General features: G+C 68.7%; 17 protein-coding genes. 11 read left to right on the top strand and 6 right to left on the bottom strand.

All coding sequences use genetic code 11. The features are described 5' to 3' along the window. Positions 1-103: 103 nt before the first annotated feature. Positions 104-1657, bottom strand: coding sequence for a pyruvate kinase (gene pyk, locus KBI44_17915; protein ID MBP9146360.1), 1554 nt, complete (start codon positions 1655-1657; stop codon positions 104-106). 60 nt (positions 1658-1717) lie between these two features. On the opposite strand from pyk, the gene ffh reads away from it, so the two are divergent. After that, positions 1718-3106: a signal recognition particle protein gene (gene ffh / locus KBI44_17920; GenBank protein MBP9146361.1), complete on the top strand. Its 1389-nt coding sequence runs from the start codon at positions 1718-1720 to the stop codon at positions 3104-3106. Between the two features lie 49 nt (positions 3107-3155). On the opposite strand, the gene KBI44_17925 is transcribed toward ffh, so the two are convergent. Both KBI44_17925 and KBI44_17930 read right to left on the bottom strand, forming a co-directional pair. Continuing rightward, positions 3156-4466 (bottom strand): hypothetical protein, encoded by a 1311-nt coding sequence (locus KBI44_17925; GenBank protein MBP9146362.1) that lies wholly within the window; start codon positions 4464-4466, stop codon positions 3156-3158. Continuing rightward, entirely contained in the window at positions 4463-5182 is a 720-nt protein-coding gene (locus tag KBI44_17930; GenBank protein MBP9146363.1) for an FkbM family methyltransferase, read from the bottom strand. The genes KBI44_17925 and KBI44_17930 overlap by 4 nt, the downstream gene beginning before the upstream one ends. 163 nt (positions 5183-5345) lie before the next feature. Between KBI44_17930 and rpsP the strand changes: the two genes are divergently transcribed. The 9 genes from rpsP (at position 5346) to KBI44_17975 (ending at position 13910) form a co-directional block, all read left to right on the top strand. After that, positions 5346-5582 (top strand): 30S ribosomal protein S16, encoded by a 237-nt coding sequence (gene rpsP, locus KBI44_17935; protein ID MBP9146364.1) that lies wholly within the window; start codon positions 5346-5348, stop codon positions 5580-5582. Between the two features lie 58 nt (positions 5583-5640). Further along, positions 5641-5862 (top strand): KH domain-containing protein, encoded by a 222-nt coding sequence (locus KBI44_17940; protein MBP9146365.1) that lies wholly within the window; start codon positions 5641-5643, stop codon positions 5860-5862. Next, positions 5837-6469, top strand: coding sequence for a 16S rRNA processing protein RimM (rimM, locus tag KBI44_17945; protein MBP9146366.1), 633 nt, complete (start codon positions 5837-5839; stop codon positions 6467-6469). The genes KBI44_17940 and rimM overlap by 26 nt, the downstream gene beginning before the upstream one ends. Continuing rightward, positions 6451-7197 carry a tRNA (guanosine(37)-N1)-methyltransferase TrmD gene (gene trmD, locus KBI44_17950; GenBank protein ID MBP9146367.1) on the top strand — a complete coding sequence of 249 codons (747 nt, stop codon included), beginning with the start codon at positions 6451-6453 and terminating at the stop codon, positions 7195-7197. Before rimM ends, trmD begins: the two co-directional genes overlap by 19 nt. A gap of 75 nt (positions 7198-7272) precedes the next feature. Next, positions 7273-7641 (top strand): 50S ribosomal protein L19, encoded by a 369-nt coding sequence (gene rplS / locus KBI44_17955; protein MBP9146368.1) that lies wholly within the window; start codon positions 7273-7275, stop codon positions 7639-7641. A gap of 100 nt (positions 7642-7741) precedes the next feature. Next, a complete protein-coding gene (locus KBI44_17960; GenBank protein ID MBP9146369.1) occupies positions 7742-8377 on the top strand; it encodes a ribonuclease HII in 636 nt (211 codons plus the stop codon). Continuing rightward, on the top strand, positions 8377-11376 hold the full coding sequence (locus tag KBI44_17965; protein MBP9146370.1) for a tetratricopeptide repeat protein: 3000 nt from the start codon (positions 8377-8379) through the stop codon (positions 11374-11376). Before KBI44_17960 ends, KBI44_17965 begins: the two co-directional genes overlap by 1 nt. A 167-nt stretch (positions 11377-11543) precedes the next feature. Further along, positions 11544-12548 carry an isocitrate/isopropylmalate dehydrogenase family protein gene (locus tag KBI44_17970; GenBank protein ID MBP9146371.1) on the top strand — a complete coding sequence of 335 codons (1005 nt, stop codon included), beginning with the start codon at positions 11544-11546 and terminating at the stop codon, positions 12546-12548. Positions 12549-12629: 81 nt separating this feature from the next. After that, positions 12630-13910, top strand: a complete 1281-nt coding sequence (locus KBI44_17975; protein MBP9146372.1) for a replication-associated recombination protein A — start codon at positions 12630-12632, stop codon at positions 13908-13910. 81 nt (positions 13911-13991) lie between these two features. On the opposite strand, the gene KBI44_17980 is transcribed toward KBI44_17975, so the two are convergent. Then, positions 13992-14675 carry a hypothetical protein gene (locus KBI44_17980; protein MBP9146373.1) on the bottom strand — a complete coding sequence of 228 codons (684 nt, stop codon included), beginning with the start codon at positions 14673-14675 and terminating at the stop codon, positions 13992-13994. A gap of 173 nt (positions 14676-14848) precedes the next feature. On the opposite strand from KBI44_17980, the gene KBI44_17985 reads away from it, so the two are divergent. After that, on the top strand, positions 14849-15211 hold the full coding sequence (locus KBI44_17985) for a hypothetical protein (GenBank protein ID MBP9146374.1): 363 nt from the start codon (positions 14849-14851) through the stop codon (positions 15209-15211). A gap of 102 nt (positions 15212-15313) precedes the next feature. Here KBI44_17985 and KBI44_17990 read toward each other — a convergent pair whose 3' ends face one another. Then, on the bottom strand, positions 15314-20566 hold the full coding sequence (locus KBI44_17990; protein ID MBP9146375.1) for a DUF11 domain-containing protein: 5253 nt from the start codon (positions 20564-20566) through the stop codon (positions 15314-15316). Between the two features lie 186 nt (positions 20567-20752). Next, the coding region (locus KBI44_17995) for a thioredoxin family protein (GenBank protein ID MBP9146376.1) at positions 20753-22037 on the bottom strand (1285 nt) is incomplete at its 5' end.

A 22037-nucleotide genomic window follows, 5' to 3' on the forward strand; every position in this document is an offset into this window, starting at 1 on the left:
GTTCCGAGCCGCAGCTCCCAGAAGAAGACCAGCAGATTGACCGTCACCAGCGCCCAGGTTCCCCAGGCGAAGCCCCGGGAACGCCGCGAATCCGAAAGCGGAATCAACGCGGGCGGGTGCCGGAGGAGACCGGACCCTTCGACCGGCCGGGTATCTGACCCCGTACGCGATGGATGCGCAGGAGATTGGTGAGCGCCTTCTGGCGGATCGGGAATCCCATCAGGAGGATCACGCACTCGCCCGGCCGGACGAGCCGCCGCTCGAGGAGCTCCCGTTCGACGATCTCGATCAGGTCCTCGCGATGCTGCACGTCGCGGGCGAGGTGGATCGGGCGCATTCCCCACAGGAGCTGGATCCGTCGCGCGACCTGCGCGTCGGTGGTGAAGACGAAGGTCGGCACGACCGGGCGATAGCGCGCCAGCCGGCGGGCGGTGAAGCCGCCCTGGGAGAAGGCGACGATCCGGCTGCCGTCGAGCTTGCTCGCCGCGTGCACGGCGGCGGCGGCGATGACGTCGGCGATCTCGATCGCGCCGCCGGCCGCACCGTGCTCTTCGGCCGCCGCGGCGGGCGCCTGCAGGGTACGTGGCGCGGGCGCCGGGAATCGGCCGGCCGGGAGCGCCGGATCGCGCGGTACTTCGCCGCTCTGAAAGGTCTTGAGCTTGTAGATCTCGGCCTCGACGATGATCTTCGCCATCGTACGCACCGCTTCGGTGGGGAAGCCCCCGGCCGCCGTCTCGCCCGACAGCATCAGCGCGTCGGCGCCGTCGAAGACGGCGTTCGCCACGTCCGAGGTCTCGGCGCGCGTCGGACGTGGCTGGACCATCATCGACTCGAGCATCTGGGTCGCGACGATGACCGGTTTCCCCAGCCTGCGTCCGGCCGCGATGATGCGCTTCTGCAGCACCGGAACCTGGTGCAGCGGCACTTCGACGCCGAGGTCGCCGCGCGCCACCATGACGGCGTCGGCCGCCGCGACGATCTCGTCGATGTGCTCGATCGCCGCTGCGCGCTCCAGCTTGGCGACGATCGGAATTGCCGCGCCGTGGGCCGCCACGATCGCCCGGATCGCCGCGATGTCTCGCGCCCGGCCGATGTAGCTCGCGGCGATGTAGTCGGCGCGCTCTTCGACGGCGAAGGCGATGTCCGAGGCGTCCTTCTCCGAGATCGTGAAGGGGAGCTTCGAATCGGGCAGGTTGATTCCCTTGCGGGTCGAGACCGCGCCGCCGTGGATGACCCTGGCCGTGACCGCTCTGCCGCGTTTGGCGACGATCTCGAGCTCCACCAGGCCGTTGTCGATGAGGACGCGCTCGCCGACCCGCAGGTGGTGCAGGAAGTCGGGGTCGTCGACCGGCAGGTCGACGCGCGGCGATGGCTCGCCCAGGGTCAGGCGTTGCCCGGCGCGGAGCAGCCGGGGCCCGCCGGCGATCTCGCCGAGCCGGTAGCGTGGGCCCATGAGATCGAGCAGGACCGGAATCTGGAGACCGCGCGCCCGCGCCACCTTGCGCACCAGCCGGATCGTCCGGCGGTGGGACTCCTGGGAGCCGTGGGAGAGGTTGAAACGCAGGACGTCGGCGCCCGCGGCGAGCAACCGGCCGAGCATGCGCTCGTCGGAGGTCGCCGGTCCGAGCGTGGCTACGATCTTGGCGCGTCGTTCCATGAGAGGCCGCGGCAGCACCGCAGCCAGCGCAGGATAGCGCGGTCTGGTATTTTCCACGGCATGTTCGAAGGCCTGCAGGACAAATTCCAGGAAGTCTTCCGCCGCCTGAAGGGCGAGGGCAGGATCACCGAGGAGCACCTCGCTGCGGCGCTGAAGCAGATCCGGCTCGCGCTGCTCGAGGCCGACGTCCATTTCCGGGTGGTCAAGGAGTTCCTCGCCCGGGTCGAAGAAAAGGCGCTCGGCGGCAAGGTACTCGAGAGTCTCTCGCCGGCCCAGCAGGTGATCAAGATCGTCCACGACGAGCTCACCGCGACGCTGGGCGGGGAGGATGCCCGCGAGCTCAAGATGGACGGCGCGCCCGCCGTTCTGCTGATGTGCGGCCTGCAGGGCTCCGGCAAGACCACCACCTGCGGCAAGCTGGCCCGCCGGCTGGCCGCCCGCGGGCGCTATCCGCTGCTGGTGGCGGCCGACCTCCAGCGCGCCGCCGCCGTGGAGCAGCTCGTCCAGGTCGGCGCCCGGGTCGACATTCCGGTCCTGCGGCCAGAGCCCGGGGAGTCGGTGGTGGCCCTCGCGCAGCGTTCGCTCCGCGAGGCGCGCGAGCGCGGCCGCGATGTCGTGATTCTCGACACCGCCGGGCGCCTGCACGTCGACCAGGAACTGATGGCCGAGATCGCGAAGATCGCCGCGACGGTCTCTCCCGACGAGGTCCTCTACGTCGCCGATTCGATGACCGGGCAGGACGCCGTGCGCTCCGCCCAGGAGTTCGCCCGGGTGCTGCCGCTCACCGGGGTGCTGCTCACCAAGCTCGACGGCGACGCCCGGGGCGGCGCCGCCCTGTCGGTGCGCGCTGTCGCCCAGGTGCCGATCCGCTTTGTCGGCGTCGGCGAGAAGCCCGAGGACCTCGAGCTCTTCTCGCCGGCACGCATGGCTTCGCGGATCCTCGGCATGGGCGACGTCATGGCGCTCATCGAGAAGGCCCAGGAGACGGTCGACGCCAAGGAGGCCCAGCGCCTCGCCGAGCGCCTGAGCCGCAACGAGTTCACCCTCGAGGACCTCCGCGACCAGTTGCGGCAGGTGAAGAAGCTCGGCTCGCTGAAGAGCGTCCTCGGCATGCTCCCCAAGATGGGGGGGCTGAAAGGGCTCGGCGACGTCTCCGAGGCAGACGAGAAACGCCTTTCCCACACCGAAGCGATCATCAATGCCATGACCCTCGAGGAGCGCCGGACACCAGGGCTCCTGAACGCCAGCCGCAAGAAGCGGGTGGCGCGCGGCTCGGGCACCTCCGTCCAGGAGATCAACCAGCTCATCAAGCAGTACCTGCAGATGAAGCGCATGATGAAGGGCGTCAAGTCCGGCTGGATGAAGAAGGCCTTCGGCGGCGGCCTCCCCGCCGGTCTCGGCGGCCCGGGGGGCCCAGGCGCGACGCTCGGGGGGCGGCGAAACCGCTGACGTCGCGGTTCGAGATCGTGCCGGGTTCAGGCGACCGGGCTCGGCACCCTCAGCACGGTCTTTCGGGCTCTCCGAGAAGCTCGCCGCGCACTCGCGCCTGCACGAAGAACGAGTGCGGTCCAGCGGCCAACAGCGAGAGCGCGAGGAACAACTCGCCGGGATGGCCGGGGACTTGCGCCGCGATGAGCATCGACCAGGTGGGGCCTTCGAGACGTCCGCCTTCCGCCCGGCCGAGGCCGGCGTAGTGGGCCGGCCGGTCGCCGTGAAACAGCTGCAGGTCACGGCACTCGAAACGGAAGGAGGCCCCTTCGTCCTCGCGATCGCGCCAGCTCAGGCTGAGTCGTGAGAGCTTCGATCCGCGTTCGAACGCGGCGTCGAGCCGCAGTTGGCCGCGGTGCGAACGGTCGCCGATCATCGCCGTGACCGGCCGGTCGGTGTCGTCGAGGCTCGCCCGGACCGAATACGGGCTCGGTTCGCCTTCGGCTACCCGCGCGCGAAAAAGGTCGGCGTCCGCCGAGGCGAGCGCCGGTCCCGGTGCCGTGGCGAGCTGCGGTTCGCTCGCCCAGGGATCGAAGCGTTCGAGCCGCCGACCCTGCGGAAGGGGACGGACACAGACCGTGGAGGCCGGTGCCAGCATCGCGGCTGCGAAGGAGAAGGAGCTGTTCGAGGTGGCGAGCGCAGCGCAGCGCGAAAGCAGGTAGAAGTCGGGATAGAAGGGCGCTTCTGGCATCTCGGTGCCGAGGGAGCGCGCGGTTTCGTGCTCGAAGGCTCCGAGCTCCGCGCCAACGTCCACCGCCTCGTCGCTCGCCACGAAGAGGACCGGGCGCTCGAGGGTGGGCCAGAGGCCCTCGAGCCACTCCCGATACTGGGCCATCGGCGTCGTCACGTAGCACCGGTCGACCAGCGGATGACCCCATCGGGGCTGAAAATCGCCGCGCCGCAGGTGGAGAGCGATCGGGGTGCGGCCACCGGCATACAGGCGAGCCACTGCCGCTTCGAGGCGTTCGGCGATCGCCGGGCGCGGCTGGAGGATTTCGCGAAAGAGCCGCTGTTGCCGGGCGAGCGTCGCGGTGTCGACCTGAAACCATCCCCAGAGGTCGACACCCTCGGCCGGCTCCCGCGACTCGAATCCGGCCTCGAAGACACCCAGCTCGAGCTCGGTGAGCACTGCCCGACCGGGCGTCACCGGCGGCTCGCAGCAGGCGAAGAGCTCCCTGCCGATCCATGGCGGGGTTTCGAGCGCGAGCCCGTGCCGCTCGGCATAGAGCCGCAGGAAGCCGTACTGCAGCACCTGGTTGCCGAACCGACCGATCGCTCCCAGGGTCGACGAAGCGACCGTCGCGCCGCGTGAATCGGTCATGCGAGCGTCCCGGCCTCGGAGTCGCGCCCCGCCGCCGGTTGGGCGGGAGCCGGACGCAGGTAGAGAGCGTCCCCCCAGGTGGGGTGGTGAAAGCACGCGGTCGCCACGCGCCGGAAGCCCCGGTCGGCGAGGAAGGCGTCGAGCTCGGGGGCGAGCGCGCAACCCTCATAGAGCTCGGCGAAGTTGATCTCCGAGAGCACGGCGTCAAAGCCGGCCAGGGAGCCTTCGGCGCCGCGCAGCACCTGGAGCTCCGCTCCCTGGACGTCGAGGACCAGGAGATTGAAGTCGCCCACGCCACCAGGACGTTCGGCGAGCAGGCTGTCCAGACGCCGAGCCGGCACCGAGAGTGTCCCGCACTCTTCGATCTCGGGATAGACCTCGCGGTGGAGCTTCAGCGGCAGCAGGGAGCTCGACTGGTCGAAAGTCGTCAGGCGGAGGGTGGCCAGACCGTCGCTCTCGCCAACAGCACAAAGGGCGAGCTCAAGGCCGGAATCGCCCGCGACCGAAGCATTCAGACGGGCGAAGACGGCCGGATTGGCCTCGACCAGCAGAATGTGCCGGAAGCCCATCGCGCGGTAGAGCGGCAACTCCTGGCCTTCGTGGGCTCCGACGTGGATCACTCCCCGGGCGTCGAGCTGGTGCTTGGAGAAGAGGGCGGCGAGGTCGAGCATGCGGGGCGAAGGCGACAGAGTGACGTAAAATGGCAGTCGCTGCAAGGGTCTCGGGGCCCGGGGTGCCCAGGATTCGAGTCGGGCCTTGCGGTGCCATCCGGAACCGACTTGCCGGGATGTGGTATCTTTTCTCACTCGGTTTCCGCCGGCGGGAGCTTCCCCGGGCGGACGGCAATCTGTTGACCCAAGACTCTGGAGGTTGAAGCACATGCTCAAGATTCGGCTCCGCCGGATGGGCGCGACGAACAAGGCCTTTTACCGGCTGATCGTTTCCGATTCGCGCAAGGCAACGTCCTCTGCCGCCCTCGAAGAGGTCGGCACCTACGATCCGCGCCAGGACCCGCCGCGGATCCTGATCGATCGCCCGCGGATCGACTACTGGGTCGGCCAGGGCGCGCTGCTCTCCGACTCCGTCAAGCAGATTGTCGCCCGCTCTGCCAGCTGAAGTGTCGGCTGGCGTGCCCCCTCCGCCTCCGCCTTCGCCTTCAAATACCGCCGCCGATCTGCTCGCGGTCGTCCGCCTGCTGGTGGACGACCCCAAGGAGGCGCGGGTCGACGCGGTGGCGCAGGGCGCCGATCAACTGCTCGAAATCCGCGTGCAGGAGAACGATCGCGGCAAGATCATCGGACGGCGCGGCCGCACCATCGAAGCACTGCGCGCGCTGACCGACATCCGCGGCGAGCGGGAAGGGCAGTCGTATGAGGTCGAAGTTTCAGACGACTGACGGCGGCACCGGCGGGCTGCCGGAAACGGTCCTGGTCGGCACCATTCTGCGTCCCCACGGCATCCAAGGCGAAGTGACGGTCGCGATCTGGAGCGACAACGAACGGCGTTTCGCGCCGGGCGTCGAGTTCCGGGCGACCTCTCCTGCCGCCGTCTCCAGGCCGGTCCGTCCTGCGGCTCCGGCGGTTGCCGAGGCCCGGCCGGCTGCTCCGCGCCGGGAGCGACTCCTGCGCATCGAACGCTGCTCCCCCTACAAAGGCGGTCTGCGGATCGCGTTCTCCGGTATCGCTGACCGAGAAGCGGCAGAGGGCCTGCGCGGCCTCGAGCTTCGGGTCCCTCTGGCCGAGGTCCCGGAGGCGCCCGCCGGCACCTACTACGTCTTCGAGCTCATCGGCTGCCGCTGCTTCGACGAGATCGACGGCGACATCGGCACGGTCGTCGACATCCACGAGGACGGCGGCGGCACGCTGCTCGAGGTGGGCAAGGACGGCACGCGATCGGTGATCCCGTTCGTCGAGGCCTTCCTGATCCGGGTCGACCGCGATTCGCGACGGATCGACCTCCGCCTTCCGGAAGGACTGCTGGCGACGTGCGCATTCAAGTCCTGACCATCTTTCCCGGGCTTTTCGGGCCCTTTCTCGAGACCACTCTTCTCGGGCGGGCCATCGAACGCGGGCTGCTGGATGTCGAGGTTCGTGATCTGCGCGAGTTCGCGACCGATCGCCACCGCTCGGTCGACGACGAGCCGTTCGGCGGCGGCGGCGGCATGGTGATGACCGCGCCCCCCTGGCTGCGGGCGGTGCGCCAGCTCTCCCTCGGGACCACTCCCTGGCGGGTGATGCTCTCCCCCCAGGGCCGGAGGCTCGATGAGCCCAAGGTCCGCGAGCTCGCGGGCCGGGGGGATCTGTTGCTGCTCTGTGGCCGCTACGAGGGCATCGACGAACGCGTGCGCCAGACGGTCGTCGACGAGGAGATCTCGGTCGGCGACTTCGTCGTCTCCGGGGGCGAGCTGCCGGCGATGCTGCTCATCGAGGCGGTGTCGCGCCAGGTTCCCGGGGTGGTGCAGCGGACCGATTCGGTCGAGCGCGACAGCTTTCGCGCCGGCCTGCTCGATTTTCCGCACTACACCCGGCCGGCCGAGGTCGAAGGGCTGGCAGTTCCCGAGGTTCTGCTCTCGGGTGACCATGCCGCCATCGAGCGCTGGCGTGAGCTCGAGGCTCTCCGCCGGACGCTCGAGAAGCGGCCGGATCTCCTGGCGACCGCCCCCCTCTCCCCGGCCCAAGCCCGAGAACTGGCGCGCCTTCGAGCCGTCACGCCACCCGCCGGGTTGCCCTAAAGCCGGAAAACTTAGATAATTACCGACTCGGAAGCCATCTGGCCGGTTCTCCGGCGGGACAGGAAGAGGAAACGTATGCACACTTTGATCGATGTCGAGCGCAGCTACCTGCGCCAGGATGTTCCGGAGTTCCGCGCAGGAGATACCGTGCGTGTGCAGGTCCGGGTGAAGGAAGGCGACAAGGAGCGCTTGCAGGCATTTCAGGGAGTCGTGATTGCCCGCAAGGGCAGTGGCACCCGAGAGATGTTCACGGTGCGCAAGATCTCCGGCGCGACCGGCGTCGAGCGCATCTTCCCGCTCCACGCCCCGGTCGTGGACCGCATCGAAGTCCTCCGCCGCGGCAAGGTCCGCCGCTCCAAGCTGTTCTATCTGCGAGGTTTGCGCGGCAAGGCTGCACGCATCGAAGAGCGTCGCGACGAGGCACCGGCTCCGGCGCGCGGCTAAGCAAAGAGCCCGCGGCGACTTCGTGCGCGGGCCGGTTGGCGGGATACTCGGAGTGACGACGACGCTCGAACTCTGCTGCGAAGTCTACCGGCTTGGGCTGATGCGAGGGCTGGAAGACCGCCTTCAGCAATCGGGGTTCGCGAAGGTTGCGGGTGTCGATGAGGCCGGGCGCGGTTGCCTCGCGGGCCCGGTCGTCGCTGCCGCGGTCATTCCGCACCCGGATCGCCTGGTCCCCGGAGCGGACGATTCGAAGCGGCTCTCTCCCGAGGTGCGCACGCGACTCGCGGCGGCCATCCGCGAGACGGCGCTTGCCGTCGCGGTCGTCGCCGTTGCCGCCGAAGTGATCGATCGCATCAACATCCTGCAGGCTACCCGACTCGCGATGCGCCAGGCCGTCGGCAGTCTGACGGTGCGTCCGGACGCCGTCGTGGTGGATGCGGTAACCCTCGACGACCTGGAACCTGCGCAGTCGCCTCGGCGTCCCCTGCCGAGTCTCGCGATCGTGAAAGCGGACGCGTGGAGCTACGCCGTGGCCTGCGCGTCGATCGTCGCCAAGGTGGAGCGGGATCGCATGCTCGTCGATTTCGACCGCGAATTCCCCTGTTACGGCTTCGCGCGGCACAAAGGCTACGGCGCTCCGGACCACCTGGAGGCGTTGGCGAAGTACGGCCCGAGTCCGCTCCATCGCCTGACCTTCCGCTCCGTTCTTCCCCGGTCCGTCGAGAGGGCCGCCTGATGGCGATCGACCGTCCGCAGGTCATCGCTTCGGCGGAGAAGCTCGTCTCGCGCGGCAAGATCGAGGCCGCCATCAAGGAGTACCGCAAGCTCCTCACCGAGAACCCGAACGACGCTTCGACGCTCAACCGGCTCGGGGACCTCTACGCACGCATCGACCGCATCGACGAGGCCGTTCGTCTCTTCTCGCAGATCGCCGACCGCTACACGGACGACGGTTTCTTCGTCAAGGCGATCGCGATCTACAAGAAGATCATCAAGCTCGATCCAACGCGCCTGGCGGTGTACGAACGGCTGGCAGAGCTCTACCACAAGCAGGGCCTCATCCCGGAGGCGCGCACCCAGTACCAGGTGCTCGTCGACTACTACCAGAAGCACGACAATCCGGCTTCGGCGATCGGCGTGCTGCAGAAGATGGCGATCCTGGTGCCCGACGATCCGGCGCCGCACGTCAAGCTCGCCGAGCTCTTCCATGATCAGAAGCTGACCGAGAAGGCGCTCGCCGAGTACCGGCTGATCGCCGACCTGATGCTGCGCCACAACAAGGTCGAAGAGGCGACGCAGGTTTACGCCAAGGCGATCGAGGCCGAACCCGGCGATATCGCTTTCATCACGGATGCGGTGCTCGGTTTGAAGGACGCCGGGCACATCGGCGCCGCGGCGCGCCTCCTGGCGCTCGCCGTGGAGAGGAATCCCCAGGCCGAAAAGATCGCCCGGATCGCCGGCCTGCACGGTGCGCGCACCGCCTCGCCCGCGGAGGCCCAGCGGGCGACGGGCGCACCGCTCAAGGTCTCGGACGTGACGAGCGGTGGAGTCGAGTCTCGCGAGGCCCTGCATCTCGACTCGAGCCTGCTCGAGAGCCACTTCCCGGAGCCGCTCGGCCATTCGCCGCCGCTCGCACCGGTCCGCCCTTCCGCCGCCTCTCCCCTGGCCTCCGCGCCGGTGGTGCCGGTGACGCCTCCACTGCTGCGGCCGGTCGACGAGGGCGAGGTCGATTTCGTCCTCGAGCTGCCGGACGACCTCGAGCCGCGGCCTTCGACCCAGGTCAGTCCGACCGACGACATGCTGCGGCGCTCCCCGGAGTCGCCCTGGTTCGACGGCGGGCAGCCGATCGAGCCCGAGGTGGAGTTCGAGCTCGATCTCGACCTCGATGGTATCCAGATGCTCGAGCCCGTCAGCGAGTCTCCGGCTTCGCCGGTGTCGGGGACGTCCGCGCTGACTCCCGACTTCGAGGCGGAGCCCTTTGCTGCCGCGCCCCCGCCAGCCACGGCATCGCCTGACCCGCCGGTCGCCGAGGTCGAGCTGCCGGTTGCCGCCCGTCCTCACCCGGCAGCCACCGCCACGCCGCCCCAGCGCCCGCTGCCCCCGGAGCTCGCTCCGCCGGAGTCCGAAGGGGTCTACGAGATCGACTGGAGTTTCGAGCCGGAGCCGGCGCTCGACCTTCCCGACGTCTCCGGCTCCCGCATGGCGGCGCCGGTCCTGAACCTCGAAGAGCTCGAGCGCACCTCCTACGAGGTTGTGCCGCCGCAGGCGTCCGGCGCTCGCCGGCAGGACGACCTCCTGGCGGAGGCCGAAGTGTTCCGCAAGTACGGTCTGCGCGAGAAGGCGCACGACCGGGTCCGGGAGTTGCTGCAGCTCAACTCGCGCCACCTCGGGGCCAACGCCCTTCTGGTCTCGCTGTGGATCGACGAGGGCAAGTTCGACAGGGCCCTGGCGCGGGCCAACCAGCTCAAACGCCTGGCCGAAGAGAGCCAAGACGAGAGCGTCTGGCACCAGGTCCGCAACCGGTTGGTCAAGGCGGGTTTTCAGGTCGAGGGCGAGGTGGTGGTCGCCCTCCCGGTGCCGACGCCGAAGAAGAAGGACAAGATCTCGGCGCTGCTCGACGACCTAGCGGGCCGGTCGTCGACCGCTGCGCGAGCCGGCGCCAAGCCGGCGTCGTCCCGTCCCGAGGCGAGCCCTCCGCCGGCCGCCCTCCGCCCGGCCCTGCCCGAGGCGCCCGCCTCCGCGCAGGCATCCGCGGTGCCGCCGGCTCCAACGCTTCCGGCCCCTGCGCCACCGGCAGTCGCCCCGGTTGCGGCCGCCACCGAGCTCTCCGCCGAGCCGTGGCATGCCGGACTGCACGATGCCGGTCCGCTCGACGACGAGCTGCCCGAGATCGTCATCCCGATCGCGCGGCCGCCGAAGTCCGCTTCGCCGGCCGGACCAGCCCCGGCCGCGACATCGGCAGCCTCGACGAAGTCCGGGGCGGCGCCGGCCAAGCCGCCGGCGGAAGCCGGCAGGCCTGCGGCAGGTGTCGAGCCGCCGCCGGCGGCAACGGCGAATCCCCTGCCGGCGCCTGTCGTGCCCCCCGTGGCGCCCGCACAATCCGTCACACCCGAGCGCCTTGCCGCCGACGAGAGCCTCTCCTGGCTGGACCAGGCTGTCGCAGCCCCCAGGGCGCCCGGCACCAGCGAAGGCGAGAAGCTCTTCGACGACGAAGAGGGCTTCTTCGACCTGGCGGCGGAGCTCGAGCAGGAGCTCTCGAAGGAGGACCTGCTCACCGGACGCGATCTCATGCCGACGCCGCAGGAGCAGTCGCTCGAGGAGATCGTCGAGGGCTTCAAGCGCGGCGTCGCGGAGAGCCTCTCGGCCGAGGACTACGACACGCACTACAACCTCGGCATCGCGTACCGTGAGATGGGCCTCCTGGACGAGGCGATCGGCGAGTTCCAGCTGGCCTCGAAGGAGCCGCGATATCTCATCGACTGCGCTTCGCTCCTGGGCGGCTGCTTCCTCGAAAAGGGCCTCCCCGAGCTCGCGATCAAGTGGTACCAGCGCGGGCTGGAGATCCCGAACCTGCCGGAAGAGGCCTTCCTGGGCATGCTCTACGATCTCGGCAACGTCTACGTCTTCCAGAACGACCTCGACAAGGCGCGCAAGACCTTCGTCGAGATCTACGGCGTCAACTCGAACTACCGCGACGTCGTGGCAAAGCTGGCCGACCTCGATCCGACGCACTGAAGGCTTTCCGTACCGCGCCGATTTCGCAGGGGCGACGCATGCGTCGCCCGGGTGCACCACGATTCGACTTCGTTCATCCTGCGACGGCGTAAGACGCGCCCCGACTCCGCCGTTCGCGGGTGCAACCTGCCGCCTTCCCCTTCGATAGAATACCGATCGGAGGCTTCATGAAAACCATCACACTGCTCGCCGGCGACGGCATCGGCCCCGAGGTCAGCGCGGCGACTCTGCGCGTGATCGCGGCGGCCGGCGCGAAATTCGAATGGGAACCCCACCTCGCCGGCCAGCTGGCGCTCGAGAAGCACGGCAACCCTTTGCCGCAGGAGGTGCTCGACTCGATCGTCCGCAACGGCGTCGGCCTCAAGGGGCCGGTGACGACGCCGATCGGCACCGGCTTCACCTCGGTCAACGTGCAGCTGCGCATCGCCCTCGACCTCTACGCCAGCATCCGGCCGTCGAAGAACATGCCGAGCGTAAAGAGCCGCTACGAAGGCGTCGACATCATCGTGGTGCGCGAGAACACCGAGGACCTCTATGCCGGGCTCGAGCACATCGTCGTTCCCGGCGTCGTCGAGAGCCTGAAGATCATCACCAAGCGAGCTTCGACGCGCATCGCCGTCTTCGCCTTCGAACTCGCCCGCAGGCACGGCCGCAAGCGGGTCACTGCGGTGCACAAGGCGAACATCATGAAGCTCTCGGACGGCCTCTTTCTCCAGTGCTTCCGCGACGTGGCGGCCGGCTATCCCGACATCGTCGCCGACGACCGCATCGTCGACAACACCTGCATGCAGCTGGTGACTCGGCCGGAGCAGTTCGACGTACTGCTGTCCGAAAATCTCTATGGCGACATCCTCTCGGATCTTTGCGCCGGGCTCGTCGGCGGTCTGGGCGTCGTCCCCGGCGCCAACTTCGGCGAGAAGGGGGCGGTCTTCGAGGCGGTGCACGGCAGCGCCCCCGACATCGCCGGGAAGAATCTCGCCAACCCCCTGGCGCTCATCCAGAGCGCGGTCATGATGCTCCGCCACCTCCTGGAGAACACCGCCGCCGACCGTATCGAGGCCGCCGTGCACAAGGTGCTGTCGACGAGCAGCGTCCGCACCCGCGACCTCGGCGGCACCGCCACGACGAGCGAGTTCACGGACGCCATCGTGCGCGAGATCGAGGCGGCGTAGCTGCGCGAGTCGCTGTTCGACGAGCCCGGCGCGGCCCTGCCGCCGCGTGGCGAGGACGGTTCGGCGCCGCTCGCGGAGCGCATGCGGCCGCGCACTCTCGACGAGGTGGCGGGGCACACCGAGCTCCTCGGTCCCAGGGGTTTCCTGCGCCGCGCCATTGCCGAAGACCGGGTGCCGTCACTCCTCTTCTGGGGGCCGCCGGGCTGCGGCAAGACGACTCTCGCGCGGCTGATCGCGGAGTCGACCAAGAGCCGGTTCGTGCCGTTCTCGGCGGTGACCTCCGGCATCAAAGAGATCAAGGAGGTCATGTCCGACGCGGTGAAGATGCGCACCGCCACCGGGCGCCGCACGATCCTCTTCGTCGACGAGATCCATCGTTTCAACCGCGCGCAGCAGGACGCGTTCCTGCCCTACGTCGAGCGCGGCGACATCGTGCTGGTCGGCGCGACGACCGAGAACCCGTCGTTCGAGCTCAATGCGGCACTGCTCTCGCGCTGCAAGGTCGTGATGCTCCAGGCGCTCGGCCCGGAGGAGCTCGCGGCGATGCTCCGGCGCGCGCTTACCGAACCGCTGCGCGGCCTGGGAGCGAGCGGGATCGAGATCGGCGACGAGGCGCTGGGAACGATCACCCAGCTCGCGGGCGGCGATGGCCGCCGGGCGCTGGGCCTGCTCGAGCTCGCGGTCTCGGAGGCGGTCGGGGCGGGTCTCCCTGCAGTGACCGTCGACGGCGTGGCGCAGCTCGCGCAGCGCAAGGTCCTGCTCTACGACAAGAGCGGCGAGGAGCATTTCAATCTCATCTCGGCGCTTCACAAGTCGCTGCGCGAGAGCGACCCCGATGCCGCCCTCTACTGGCTGGGGCGCATGCTCGCGGCGGGGGAGGATCCGAACTACCTCGCCCGGCGGCTGGTGCGCTTCGCCAGCGAGGACATCGGTCTCGCCGACCCGCAGGCGCTGCCGCAGGCGTTGGCCGGCTGGGCGTCGTACGAACGCCTGGGCTCGCCGGAGGGCGAGGTCGCCCTCGCCCAGGTGGCGATCTATCTCGCGCTCGCTCCGAAGAGCATTGCGGTGTATCGGGCCTACGGCGACGTCCGCCGTGCGATCGAGGAGCGACCCGCAGAACCGGTGCCACTCGCTCTGCGCAACGCGCCGACGAAGCTGATGAAGGGACTCGGCTACGGCCGTGACTACGCCTACGCCCCGGATACGCGAGAGGGCGTCGCGGGTCTCGAGTGCCTGCCCGACGACCTTGCCGGCACGACCTTCTACCGCCCGTCCGGCAAGGGGTTCGAAGCGAAGCTATCGGAGCGTCTGGAGGAGTTCGCCCGCCGCCGGCTGGCGGCGCGGGAGCGGGCGGGCTCTTGACCTGATCTCCGGGGGACGAGAGGGGCTGGGACGGACGAGGCGTCCGCGATCCGTCTCCCCTCGCCCGCGCCGAGCTCCGCCTCAGGCCGTCCGCTTTCGCCGCAGAAGGACGAGCGCGAGGCCCGCGAGGAGGACCGCCAGAGCCGCGAGTCCGCCACCCGAAAGGGCCGGAATCTCCACGATCGAGGGGCGCGGACCGACGGTGATGGCCGTCGGGTCGGCCCCGCCGGGTACGCTCGGATCGTCCGTCACGCCAGCCGACTCGTTGGTGCCGTTGCCGTCCCCGTCGTAGTTGAACGAGCCCTGGTTCGAGAGCGTCTGGCCTGCCGTACCGGCGTCGATGAGCGCTTCGACGGAGATCGAGAAGAAGCCGCCGGTCGAAGCGATCGATCCGTTCCATGTCACGGTGTTGCCCGCCGTCGCGATGGTGCCGGCCGTGGCGGTGGCGCCGACCAGCGTCAGCCCAACGGGCAGGACGTCGGTGAACTCGTCACCGGGGTTGTCGAGTTGCGTGCCGTTGCCGCTGTTGGTGAGGACGATGTTGTAGAAGACGGAGTCGCCCGGCTCGAACGTCGTGGCGCCGATGACGGCCTTGGTGGCCGAAATCGCGGCTACCGCTCCGAACGCAGCCGGTTCGGCGTCGGGGCTCGCGCCTCGCGGAACGGGGCTCGGCGAGGGCTCTGCCGCGCTCGCTCCGGTCGCCAGCAGGAGAATCGTGGTGAATCGGGCGATCGCTTTCGGAGCCCGGCGGAAGGTGGAGATCATCCGTTTCTCCCTGTCCTGCTGTTGAAAGACTTCCCGGAGTGGGGGGGCATGAACGCTGTCCGGAGCTGCTGGGGCGCGATCTTAATGGCTCCGGCGACGAATTCCAACCTGAAACGGGAGAAACCGGGTCCGGGCTAGACTCCGCCTTCACGTTTCCCGAAGGGGGGTTCTCGATGAAGTCCTGGCTGCGCATCCACCGTTACCTCGGCGCCTTCTGCGCCCCGATGCTGATTCTCTTCGCGATCTCCGGCTCGTGGCAGATGCTGAACTACCACAAGGCGAAGAAGGACGGCAGCTACAAGCCGCCAGCGGCGGTGAAGTTCACCTCCGACCTGCACATGGCGGAGGACCTCGAGGGGCCGGCGAAGTGGGCCTATCGCGGCATCCTGTGGATCGTCGCCGCGAGTCTGGTCACGAGCTCGGCGATCGGCCTGATGATGGCGTTCCGGCTGGAGCCGGCGAAAGGGCGCGTGATGATGCTCGTCGCCGCCGGAATCGCGCTGCCGCTGCTGCTCTTCCTGCTCGCCCACGAGTAAGAAGAACGCTCGCCACCCGGCAAGAAAAAGGGCCAGTCGCGAAGCGACTGGCCCTTTCCATTTTTCGAACAGCGGCAGGTGCGCCGCTGCCTTCCGCGGAGGTTACGGCTCGACCGGGGCCGAACCGCGGAGCAGCTTCACTCCCGCCGGGGTAACGGTTCCGGCGTAGCCCTCGAGCCGGAGAACGACCAGGCCGTCGAGCTCCACCGCGGCGTGGCCCAGGGCGCCGACGTCGGCGAGGGACCACTCGATGCGGACCTGCTGCCCGACCTCGCTCACCGGGACCCACCGGCTCTCTCCCGCGCCGGAGAACTGCAGGGTGAGCTCGAGCTCGCCGAAGGCCTCGGTACGGCGCGCTCCGAGGATGAAGAGCGGCTGGCCCGTGGCATCCGTCACGACCGCGATCGCGGTCGCCATGAGCTCTTCGCCGGACTTCACGGCGGAGAAGTCATAGCCGAAAGCGGCTTCGGAGGAGGCGACCCCGACGACGGCGTAGCCCTCGACGGTGAGCGGCACGGTGGCCGACCACAGCAGGGTGTCGCCGCTCTCGAAGCCGTCGTTGAAGATGGTGTTGCCGATGGTGTCGGTGTCCGTGGCCGAGTTGTCGGCGGTGTTCGGATCCGTGGCGCCACCGCCCACCGTCGCCGTCGCCGTGTTCACCAGGTTTCCGGTCGCACTGAGCGACAGGGTACAGCTCGCGGTGTAGGTCGCCGAGCCGCCGACCGGCAGGTTGGCGTTCTCGTTGACGTTGCCGACCACCGGCCCGGCGGTGCAGACCCCGCCGCCCGCTCCGACGCAGGTCGTGGCGCAACTCGTGAGCGTCGCCGGGAAGAGGTCGATGACGTTCACGGTCGGCGCCGCGCTCGGACCGGCGTTCGTGACGACGATCGTGTAGGTCACGGGCAGGCCCGGAGTCGACTGGGTCACGCCGTTGGTCTTGGTGATGGTGACATCCGCCGTCGGCACCAAGGTGTCGTTGTCCGTCGCCGTGTTGTTCCCCGTCGCCGGATCCAGCACGCCGCCGCCCACCGTCGCCGTCGCCGTGTTGATCAAGGCGCCGATGGCCGTGGGAGAGATGTTGCAGGTGGCGGTGTAGGTCGCCGTGCCGCCGACCAGGAGGCTCGCGACATCGTTGATGTTGCCGGCCACTGGACCGGCAGTACAGGCGCTCCCGCCGGAAGCCGCGCAGGTCGTCGAGCAGCCGGAGAGTGCCGCCGGGAAGTTGTCGACGATCGTGACGCTCGGCGCCGCGTTCGGGCCGGCGTTCGTGGCGACGATGGTGTAGATCACCGACGTTCCCGGAACCTCGGTCGCGGATCCATCAGTCTTGGTGATGCCGACGTTCGCCTCTGGGAACGTGGTGTCGTTGTCGGTCGCCGAGTCGTTCCCCGGTACCGGGTCGGTGATGCCGATGGGCGGCGCCACGGTCGCCGTGTTGGAGAGGATTCCGACGGCGGACGGGCTGAGGGTGCAGACAGCGGTGTAGGTGACGACGCCGCCGGCCGGGAGATTCACCGTGTCGTTGATGTTGGTGAGGATCGGACCGGCGGTACAGGTCCCGCCGAGCGTGCCCACACAAGTCGTCGAGCAGCTGAGGTCGGCCGGGAAGACGTCGGTCACCGTGGCGCCCGGAGCGTCGTGCGCCCCGAGGTTGGTAGCGACGATCGTGTAGGTAGTGGAGCCGCCCGGCGGGACATTGCTCAACCCGTCGGTCTTGGTGATCCTGAGGTCCGCCTGAACGACCTCGTCCGCCCCGATGTCCGGCGTCGCCGCCGGCCGCGGGTCGTTGTCGAAGTCGACTGTGACGGCGGCCAGAGCGATGCCGGCATCCAGCATCGGGCTGGTTCCCTGCAGGTGGAGGTCGGCAGGGGCGGGCACGGTGACGAACAGCGGATCCACGGCGAGCGAACTCGCATCCTGACCCGTCGCCGTCTGCCAGTCGGCCAGGGTCGCCTGGGCAGCAGTGAGGAAGCCGACGTTCTGCGCGAAGTAGTCGTTGTGGTCGATGGTGGAGAAGATCGCCGCGCCCGCGGTCGAAGAGTCGATGACTCCGTAGCGCGTGCCGATGGTCTGCGTGCTGGCGAGGATGTTGTCGCGCAACTCGATCGACGCCGGGGTGGTGACGGCGGCGGCGATGTTCAGCGCGGCCGTGATGCCGCCAGCGGCGACCTGGTTGGAATTGAGAAGTACCGAGTTGGCGACGATGCGGTAGCCACCGCCGGAGGTGATCATGATGCCGTAGCCGTTGTCGAGCGCAGTCACGTCGGCAAAGCCCTGAGAGGCGATGTCCGAAATGAAGTTGTTGCTGATCGTGACGTTCGACACCGTGGTCGAGGCGCCGAGGAGGATGCCGTTGCTGCCCCACCCGGCGGTGTTGTTCTGACGAATATCGCCGATCCGGTTGCCGGTGATCGACCCACCATCGATCGCGTTCGCGACTTGGATGCCGCTCATCGTGGCGCTGCTCGAGGTCGAGGAGCTGACACCGGAGATGACGTTCCGGCTGATGGTGAAGTTGCCGGCGTTGCCGATCAGGAAGCCGCGGAAGCTGAGCTTCTCGGCGACCGTCGCGGAACCGACCTCGTTCTCGGTCACCAGCCAGTTCTGGTCGAGAGTGATCGCATTACCGCTGATGAAGGCGGCGTTCTGAACGCTCTTGATGGCGTTGTTCTGGATCGTGTTGTTCGAGTTCGGGAACTCCGCCGGGTTCCCCAGGGTCGCTCCGCTGCCGGCGATGATGCCCTGCCCAGCGAAGGCGCCTGGGCCGGTCAGATTGCAGTTCTTGATCGTGTTGTTGTTGGCGCCGCTGGTCGCGTTCGTTGCGATCCAGATGATCGGGCCCGCTCCGCTGTTGGTGATGGTGAGGCTCCGATCGGTGCCGGCGGCAAGCGAGCCGTCGATCGTGACGCGGTCCGCCCCGGAGAGCTTGATGAGGCCGGTCGCCGAGGTCCCGGTGACGGCCCGTGCCACGCCATTCGGGCGAAGCAGCAACGTGTAGCCGCCGGCGCCCTCCTCGACCCATTGGTTGAGGGCATTCGCGCCGGTTTCGCCCGCGAGATCGCTCAGGATGTCGATCGTAAGGTTGCCAGTCAGGACGTTATTGTTGATCGCCTGGAAGAGACCGCCGGCATTGGTCAACGAGGCGTATCCCCCGCCGGTGCCGACAGTCAGCGGGCCAGAGAGCGCGATGGCGATCGTATAGCTCGAAGGCGCCGTCGGTGGCGTCGCCGCTGCCGGCGGGTTGGCCGTAAGGCCGCCGGCGCCGGCGCTGGGATTCGTCGCCACGTTGTTGGCAGTGTCCTGCGCGGCGACGAAGTACTGCACGAGGTCGCCGGTGGTGACGCTGCCGCCGGTGACCAGGGCGTAGTCGATGGTGCAGTCGTAGGCACTGCCGCTGACGAACACGCACGTGCTCGAAGCGTAGGGATCGAGGTTGCCCTTGCGGAAATAGATCACCGGCAGGCCCACTCCGGCGGTCGGAACACCGGAGGGATCGGTGATTGACGTCGTCAGGGTCCGGTTCGTGGTGATCGTCGTGTTGCCGAGCGCCGCATAGCTGATACTCGGCGGGCTCAGATCCACCGCGATTCCGACGAATTCATCGGCCCCAATGTCGGGCGTGCTGCCGTTTCTAGGATCGCCGTCGATGTCCGTCGCAACTGTGACGGGCGCGCCACCCGACTCGAGGGGCGTGGCGGTCGCCGCCGGAATATGGAGGTCGGTGGCCGAGGTGTAAGGCGCCGCGGTGGTCAGCGCGAAAGACGCATTGTCGTTGGTTCCTGCAGCGGAAAGAGTCGACGAGTAACCCTTGAGCGCGCCGAGAGAGGTAAAGAAGTTCACCCCGGCGGTGGTGCCGGCCTGGCCGACACCCTGTCGCGCGGCGTCCGATCCGTAGAAGTAGCCGTTGTTGTTCAGCGTCAGGTTCATCGCGCTCGTGCCGCCAGACGGAAGATAGATCCCCACGTGGGCGATGCTGGTCGTCCCTCCGGTCAGGTTGTTCTGCAACGAATTGTTACGAATGTCGAGTCCGGTCTGGCCGGTGCCGACCACTGCCAGCGCCGCTGACAGCAGGCTGGTCGTCGGGGTACCGGGATGCGCCCCGGTGAGGTTGACGGAGTTGTGGTAGATCTTGTGGTTGATCCCGGTCCCGGCGCGGATGCCGAAGACGCCGAACGTCGTCGAGAAGGCGGCGCCTCCGCTCATTACGTGGTTCACGCCGGAGACGAAGTTATTCGCCACCGTGATCGCGTTGCCAGCGTTGATGTTGATTCCGTAGGCGCCGAAGGTCGACGCGCTCTGGTTGAAGACGTTGGTGACGACGTTGTTCGAGACCGTCGAGTTTGTCCCGGAGGCCGAAACGTCGCCGAGGCTCAGCCCGGCCGTGCTGGTGCCGATGAAGCTCTCGATGTTGCGGATCGTGTTACCCGAGATCGTCGCGGCGTCGAAGCCCTGGAGCGTCATGCCGCGCGAGTAAACGGTGGTCGTGTTGCCGGCGGTGGCGCTGCCGATGATGTTGTTCGTCACCACGAGGCCGGACGCCACCGACACCGCTGAGCCCTGCACGGCGATACCGCGGGCGCAGGAGTCGATCTGGTTGTTGGTGGCCGTGAATCCGGTCGCCGTGATGGCGCCCCCGATCGTCGTATTGATGGAGGTGATGGCGGAGGGAGCGGTCGTCGCCGCGACGGTCGATGCGCCGCCGCCGACCAGGATGCCGTAGGTCGTGTGCTCCGAACCCGTGGTGCTCGTCGCGGCCGCGATGTTGCGGCCGGCCGCGCTGCCGAGGATGATCGCGTTCCGCACGACGACGTTGTTGGCACTCGTCACCAGAGTGGAGAGCGCTACACGAATCGCCGAGGCGTAAGTTGTCGTAGCGGCCGCCGTATTCTGAATCGTGAGGTCGCGGTTCGTACCGCCCGTGCCGGCGTTGTCGCCGTCGATCGTGACGTTGTCCGCGCCGTTGAGCTGGATGACGCCGAAGCCGCTCGCCGGGTTGCCGCTGATCGAGACGCCGTCCGCCGTCGGCCGAATGAGCACCGATGTGTAGAGCGCCGGCCCGGCGCCGCTGCTGTTCAGCGTAGCAGGCGTAGCGCCTTCTACCGTGTTGGCGGTGATCGCCATCGTGATGTCGCCCTGGTGGGTCCCAGCGTTGACCGCGTCGAAGGCCAGCTTGAGAGTGGCGTAAGTGGTCGGACCGGGCGTGCCGGCGGTGGCCGTCACGTCCACCTGCGCCTGGGCGGCGGAGCCGAGCAGGCTCAACGCCAGGACCAGCGGCAGGAGCAGGGTGAGGCGCAGCGTCGTGAAACCGCTGGCAGTCGCGTTCGTTCGACGGGCCCGACGGAGCATTGCGGTCATCTGAATCTCCTGGTCCTGGGACAGAGTCCTCCCCCGATACGAGGGGAGGTCGGTTGACGGCGGAAACGGATTGGGCGGAGCCTACGCCCTTCCCGGGGGCCTGCCTAGGGGGGAGTGCGAGGGGTTTCGGCCGGGACGCGGACCGCACCGATCCGGGAGAGCGCGCCGCAGTGCGGCGCGGCGGCTTCAGGGCCGCGAGGCGGATTCGGCGATGACCCGGGCGACTTCGGAGGCGTTCAAGAGCTCGCCGAAGAGGTGGGGCGGCTGGCCGGGGCGGTAGAGCATGTAGAACGGGATTCCGTAGCGCCCGTGCTCGGCGAGGAAGCGGGCGATGGTGTCGTCGCGGTTCGTCCAGTCGGCCTTCATCGGCAGGACGTCGTGGCTCTCGAAGGCCGAGATCACTTCGGGGTTGTTGAGGATCAGGCGCTCGTTCACCTTACAGGTCACGCACCAGTCGGCGGTGATGTCGAGGAAGACGAGCCGGCCGGCGGCGGAGAGGCGCTCGGCCTCGGCGCGGTCGAACGGCTGCCAGACGATGGCTGCGGATCCCTTGGAAGCCGCCGGCTGCAGAGTGTGGGCCGCCGGGGTGGCGCGCGCCGCGAAGTAGATCAGCGCGACGGCGGTCGCCGCGGCGAGCAGCCACCAGAGTCCCGTTCCGCGGCGCTCGAGCTCGGCGCGCTGGCGCAGCCAGAGGAAGAACGAGAGCCCCAGCAGGCCGAGCTCGAAGATCGCCAGGCTGACGCTGTCGATCTGCCCGGCGAGCACGAAGACCAGCCAGACGACCGCGCCGGCGAGGAGGAAGCCCATCACGCCGCGCAGGGTGACCATCCAGTTGCCCGGGCGCGGCATCCATCGCACCGCCTTCGGAGCGGCGACGAGCAGCAGGTAGGGGAGCGCGAGGCCGACACCGACCGCAGTCAGCACAGCGAAGATCGTGCCGCCGCTCTGGCCGAGGGCGAACGAGAGCGCCGTGCCGAGGAACGGCGCCGAGCAGGGCGTCGCCATCAGGGTGGCGAAGAGGCCGGAGGCGAAATGGCCTGCCAACCCTCCGGCGCTGTCGCCGGCTCCCGCCGTCAGGCCAGCGTCACCGAGTCGCGCCAGGCGGGCCGGCAGCGGGATCTCGAACAGCCCCCAGAGGTTGAGCGAGAACAGCAGGACGACGACGGTGAGGAAGGCGACGAACCCGGGCTGCTGGAACTGCACCCCCCAGCCGATCGCCGCTCCCGCCTGGCGCGCCAGGATGGCGGTGCCGGCGAGCGCCCAGAACGAGACCAGGATGCCGGCTGTCGTCGCGAGGGCGCCGATGCGGATCGTGCGGGTCGATTTCCCCGAGGCCTGCACCAGGCCGAAGAGCTTGAGCGAGAGGATCGGCAGCACGCACGGCATGCCGTTGAGGATGAAGCCACCAAGCAGGGCGAGCAGCAGGATCGCCGGCAGAGAGCGCGCCGGGGCCGGGGTCGTGGGGTTCCTC

The organism is Thermoanaerobaculia bacterium (assembly GCA_018057705.1).
Lineage (GTDB): Bacteria > Acidobacteriota > Thermoanaerobaculia > Multivoradales > JAGPDF01 > JAGPDF01.

Bases quoted from the DNA above. Each gene is read 5' to 3' on its own strand.
- pyk (MBP9146360.1), bottom strand. From the start codon at position 1,657: ATGGAACGACGCGCCAAGATCGTAGCCACGCTCGGACCGGCGACCTCC.
- ffh (MBP9146361.1), top strand. From the start codon at position 1,718: ATGTTCGAAGGCCTGCAGGACAAATTCCAGGAAGTCTTCCGCCGCCTG.
- KBI44_17925 (MBP9146362.1), bottom strand. From the start codon at position 4,466: ATGACCGATTCACGCGGCGCGACGGTCGCTTCGTCGACCCTGGGAGCG.
- rpsP (MBP9146364.1), top strand. From the start codon at position 5,346: ATGCTCAAGATTCGGCTCCGCCGGATGGGCGCGACGAACAAGGCCTTT.
- rimM (MBP9146366.1), top strand. From the start codon at position 5,837: ATGAGGTCGAAGTTTCAGACGACTGACGGCGGCACCGGCGGGCTGCCG.
- rplS (MBP9146368.1), top strand. From the start codon at position 7,273: ATGCACACTTTGATCGATGTCGAGCGCAGCTACCTGCGCCAGGATGTT.
- KBI44_17960 (MBP9146369.1), top strand. From the start codon at position 7,742: ATGCGAGGGCTGGAAGACCGCCTTCAGCAATCGGGGTTCGCGAAGGTT.
- KBI44_17965 (MBP9146370.1), top strand. From the start codon at position 8,377: ATGGCGATCGACCGTCCGCAGGTCATCGCTTCGGCGGAGAAGCTCGTC.
- KBI44_17970 (MBP9146371.1), top strand. From the start codon at position 11,544: ATGAAAACCATCACACTGCTCGCCGGCGACGGCATCGGCCCCGAGGTC.
- KBI44_17975 (MBP9146372.1), top strand. From the start codon at position 12,630: ATGCGGCCGCGCACTCTCGACGAGGTGGCGGGGCACACCGAGCTCCTC.
- KBI44_17980 (MBP9146373.1), bottom strand. From the start codon at position 14,675: ATGATCTCCACCTTCCGCCGGGCTCCGAAAGCGATCGCCCGATTCACC.
- KBI44_17985 (MBP9146374.1), top strand. From the start codon at position 14,849: ATGAAGTCCTGGCTGCGCATCCACCGTTACCTCGGCGCCTTCTGCGCC.
- KBI44_17990 (MBP9146375.1), bottom strand. From the start codon at position 20,566: ATGACCGCAATGCTCCGTCGGGCCCGTCGAACGAACGCGACTGCCAGC.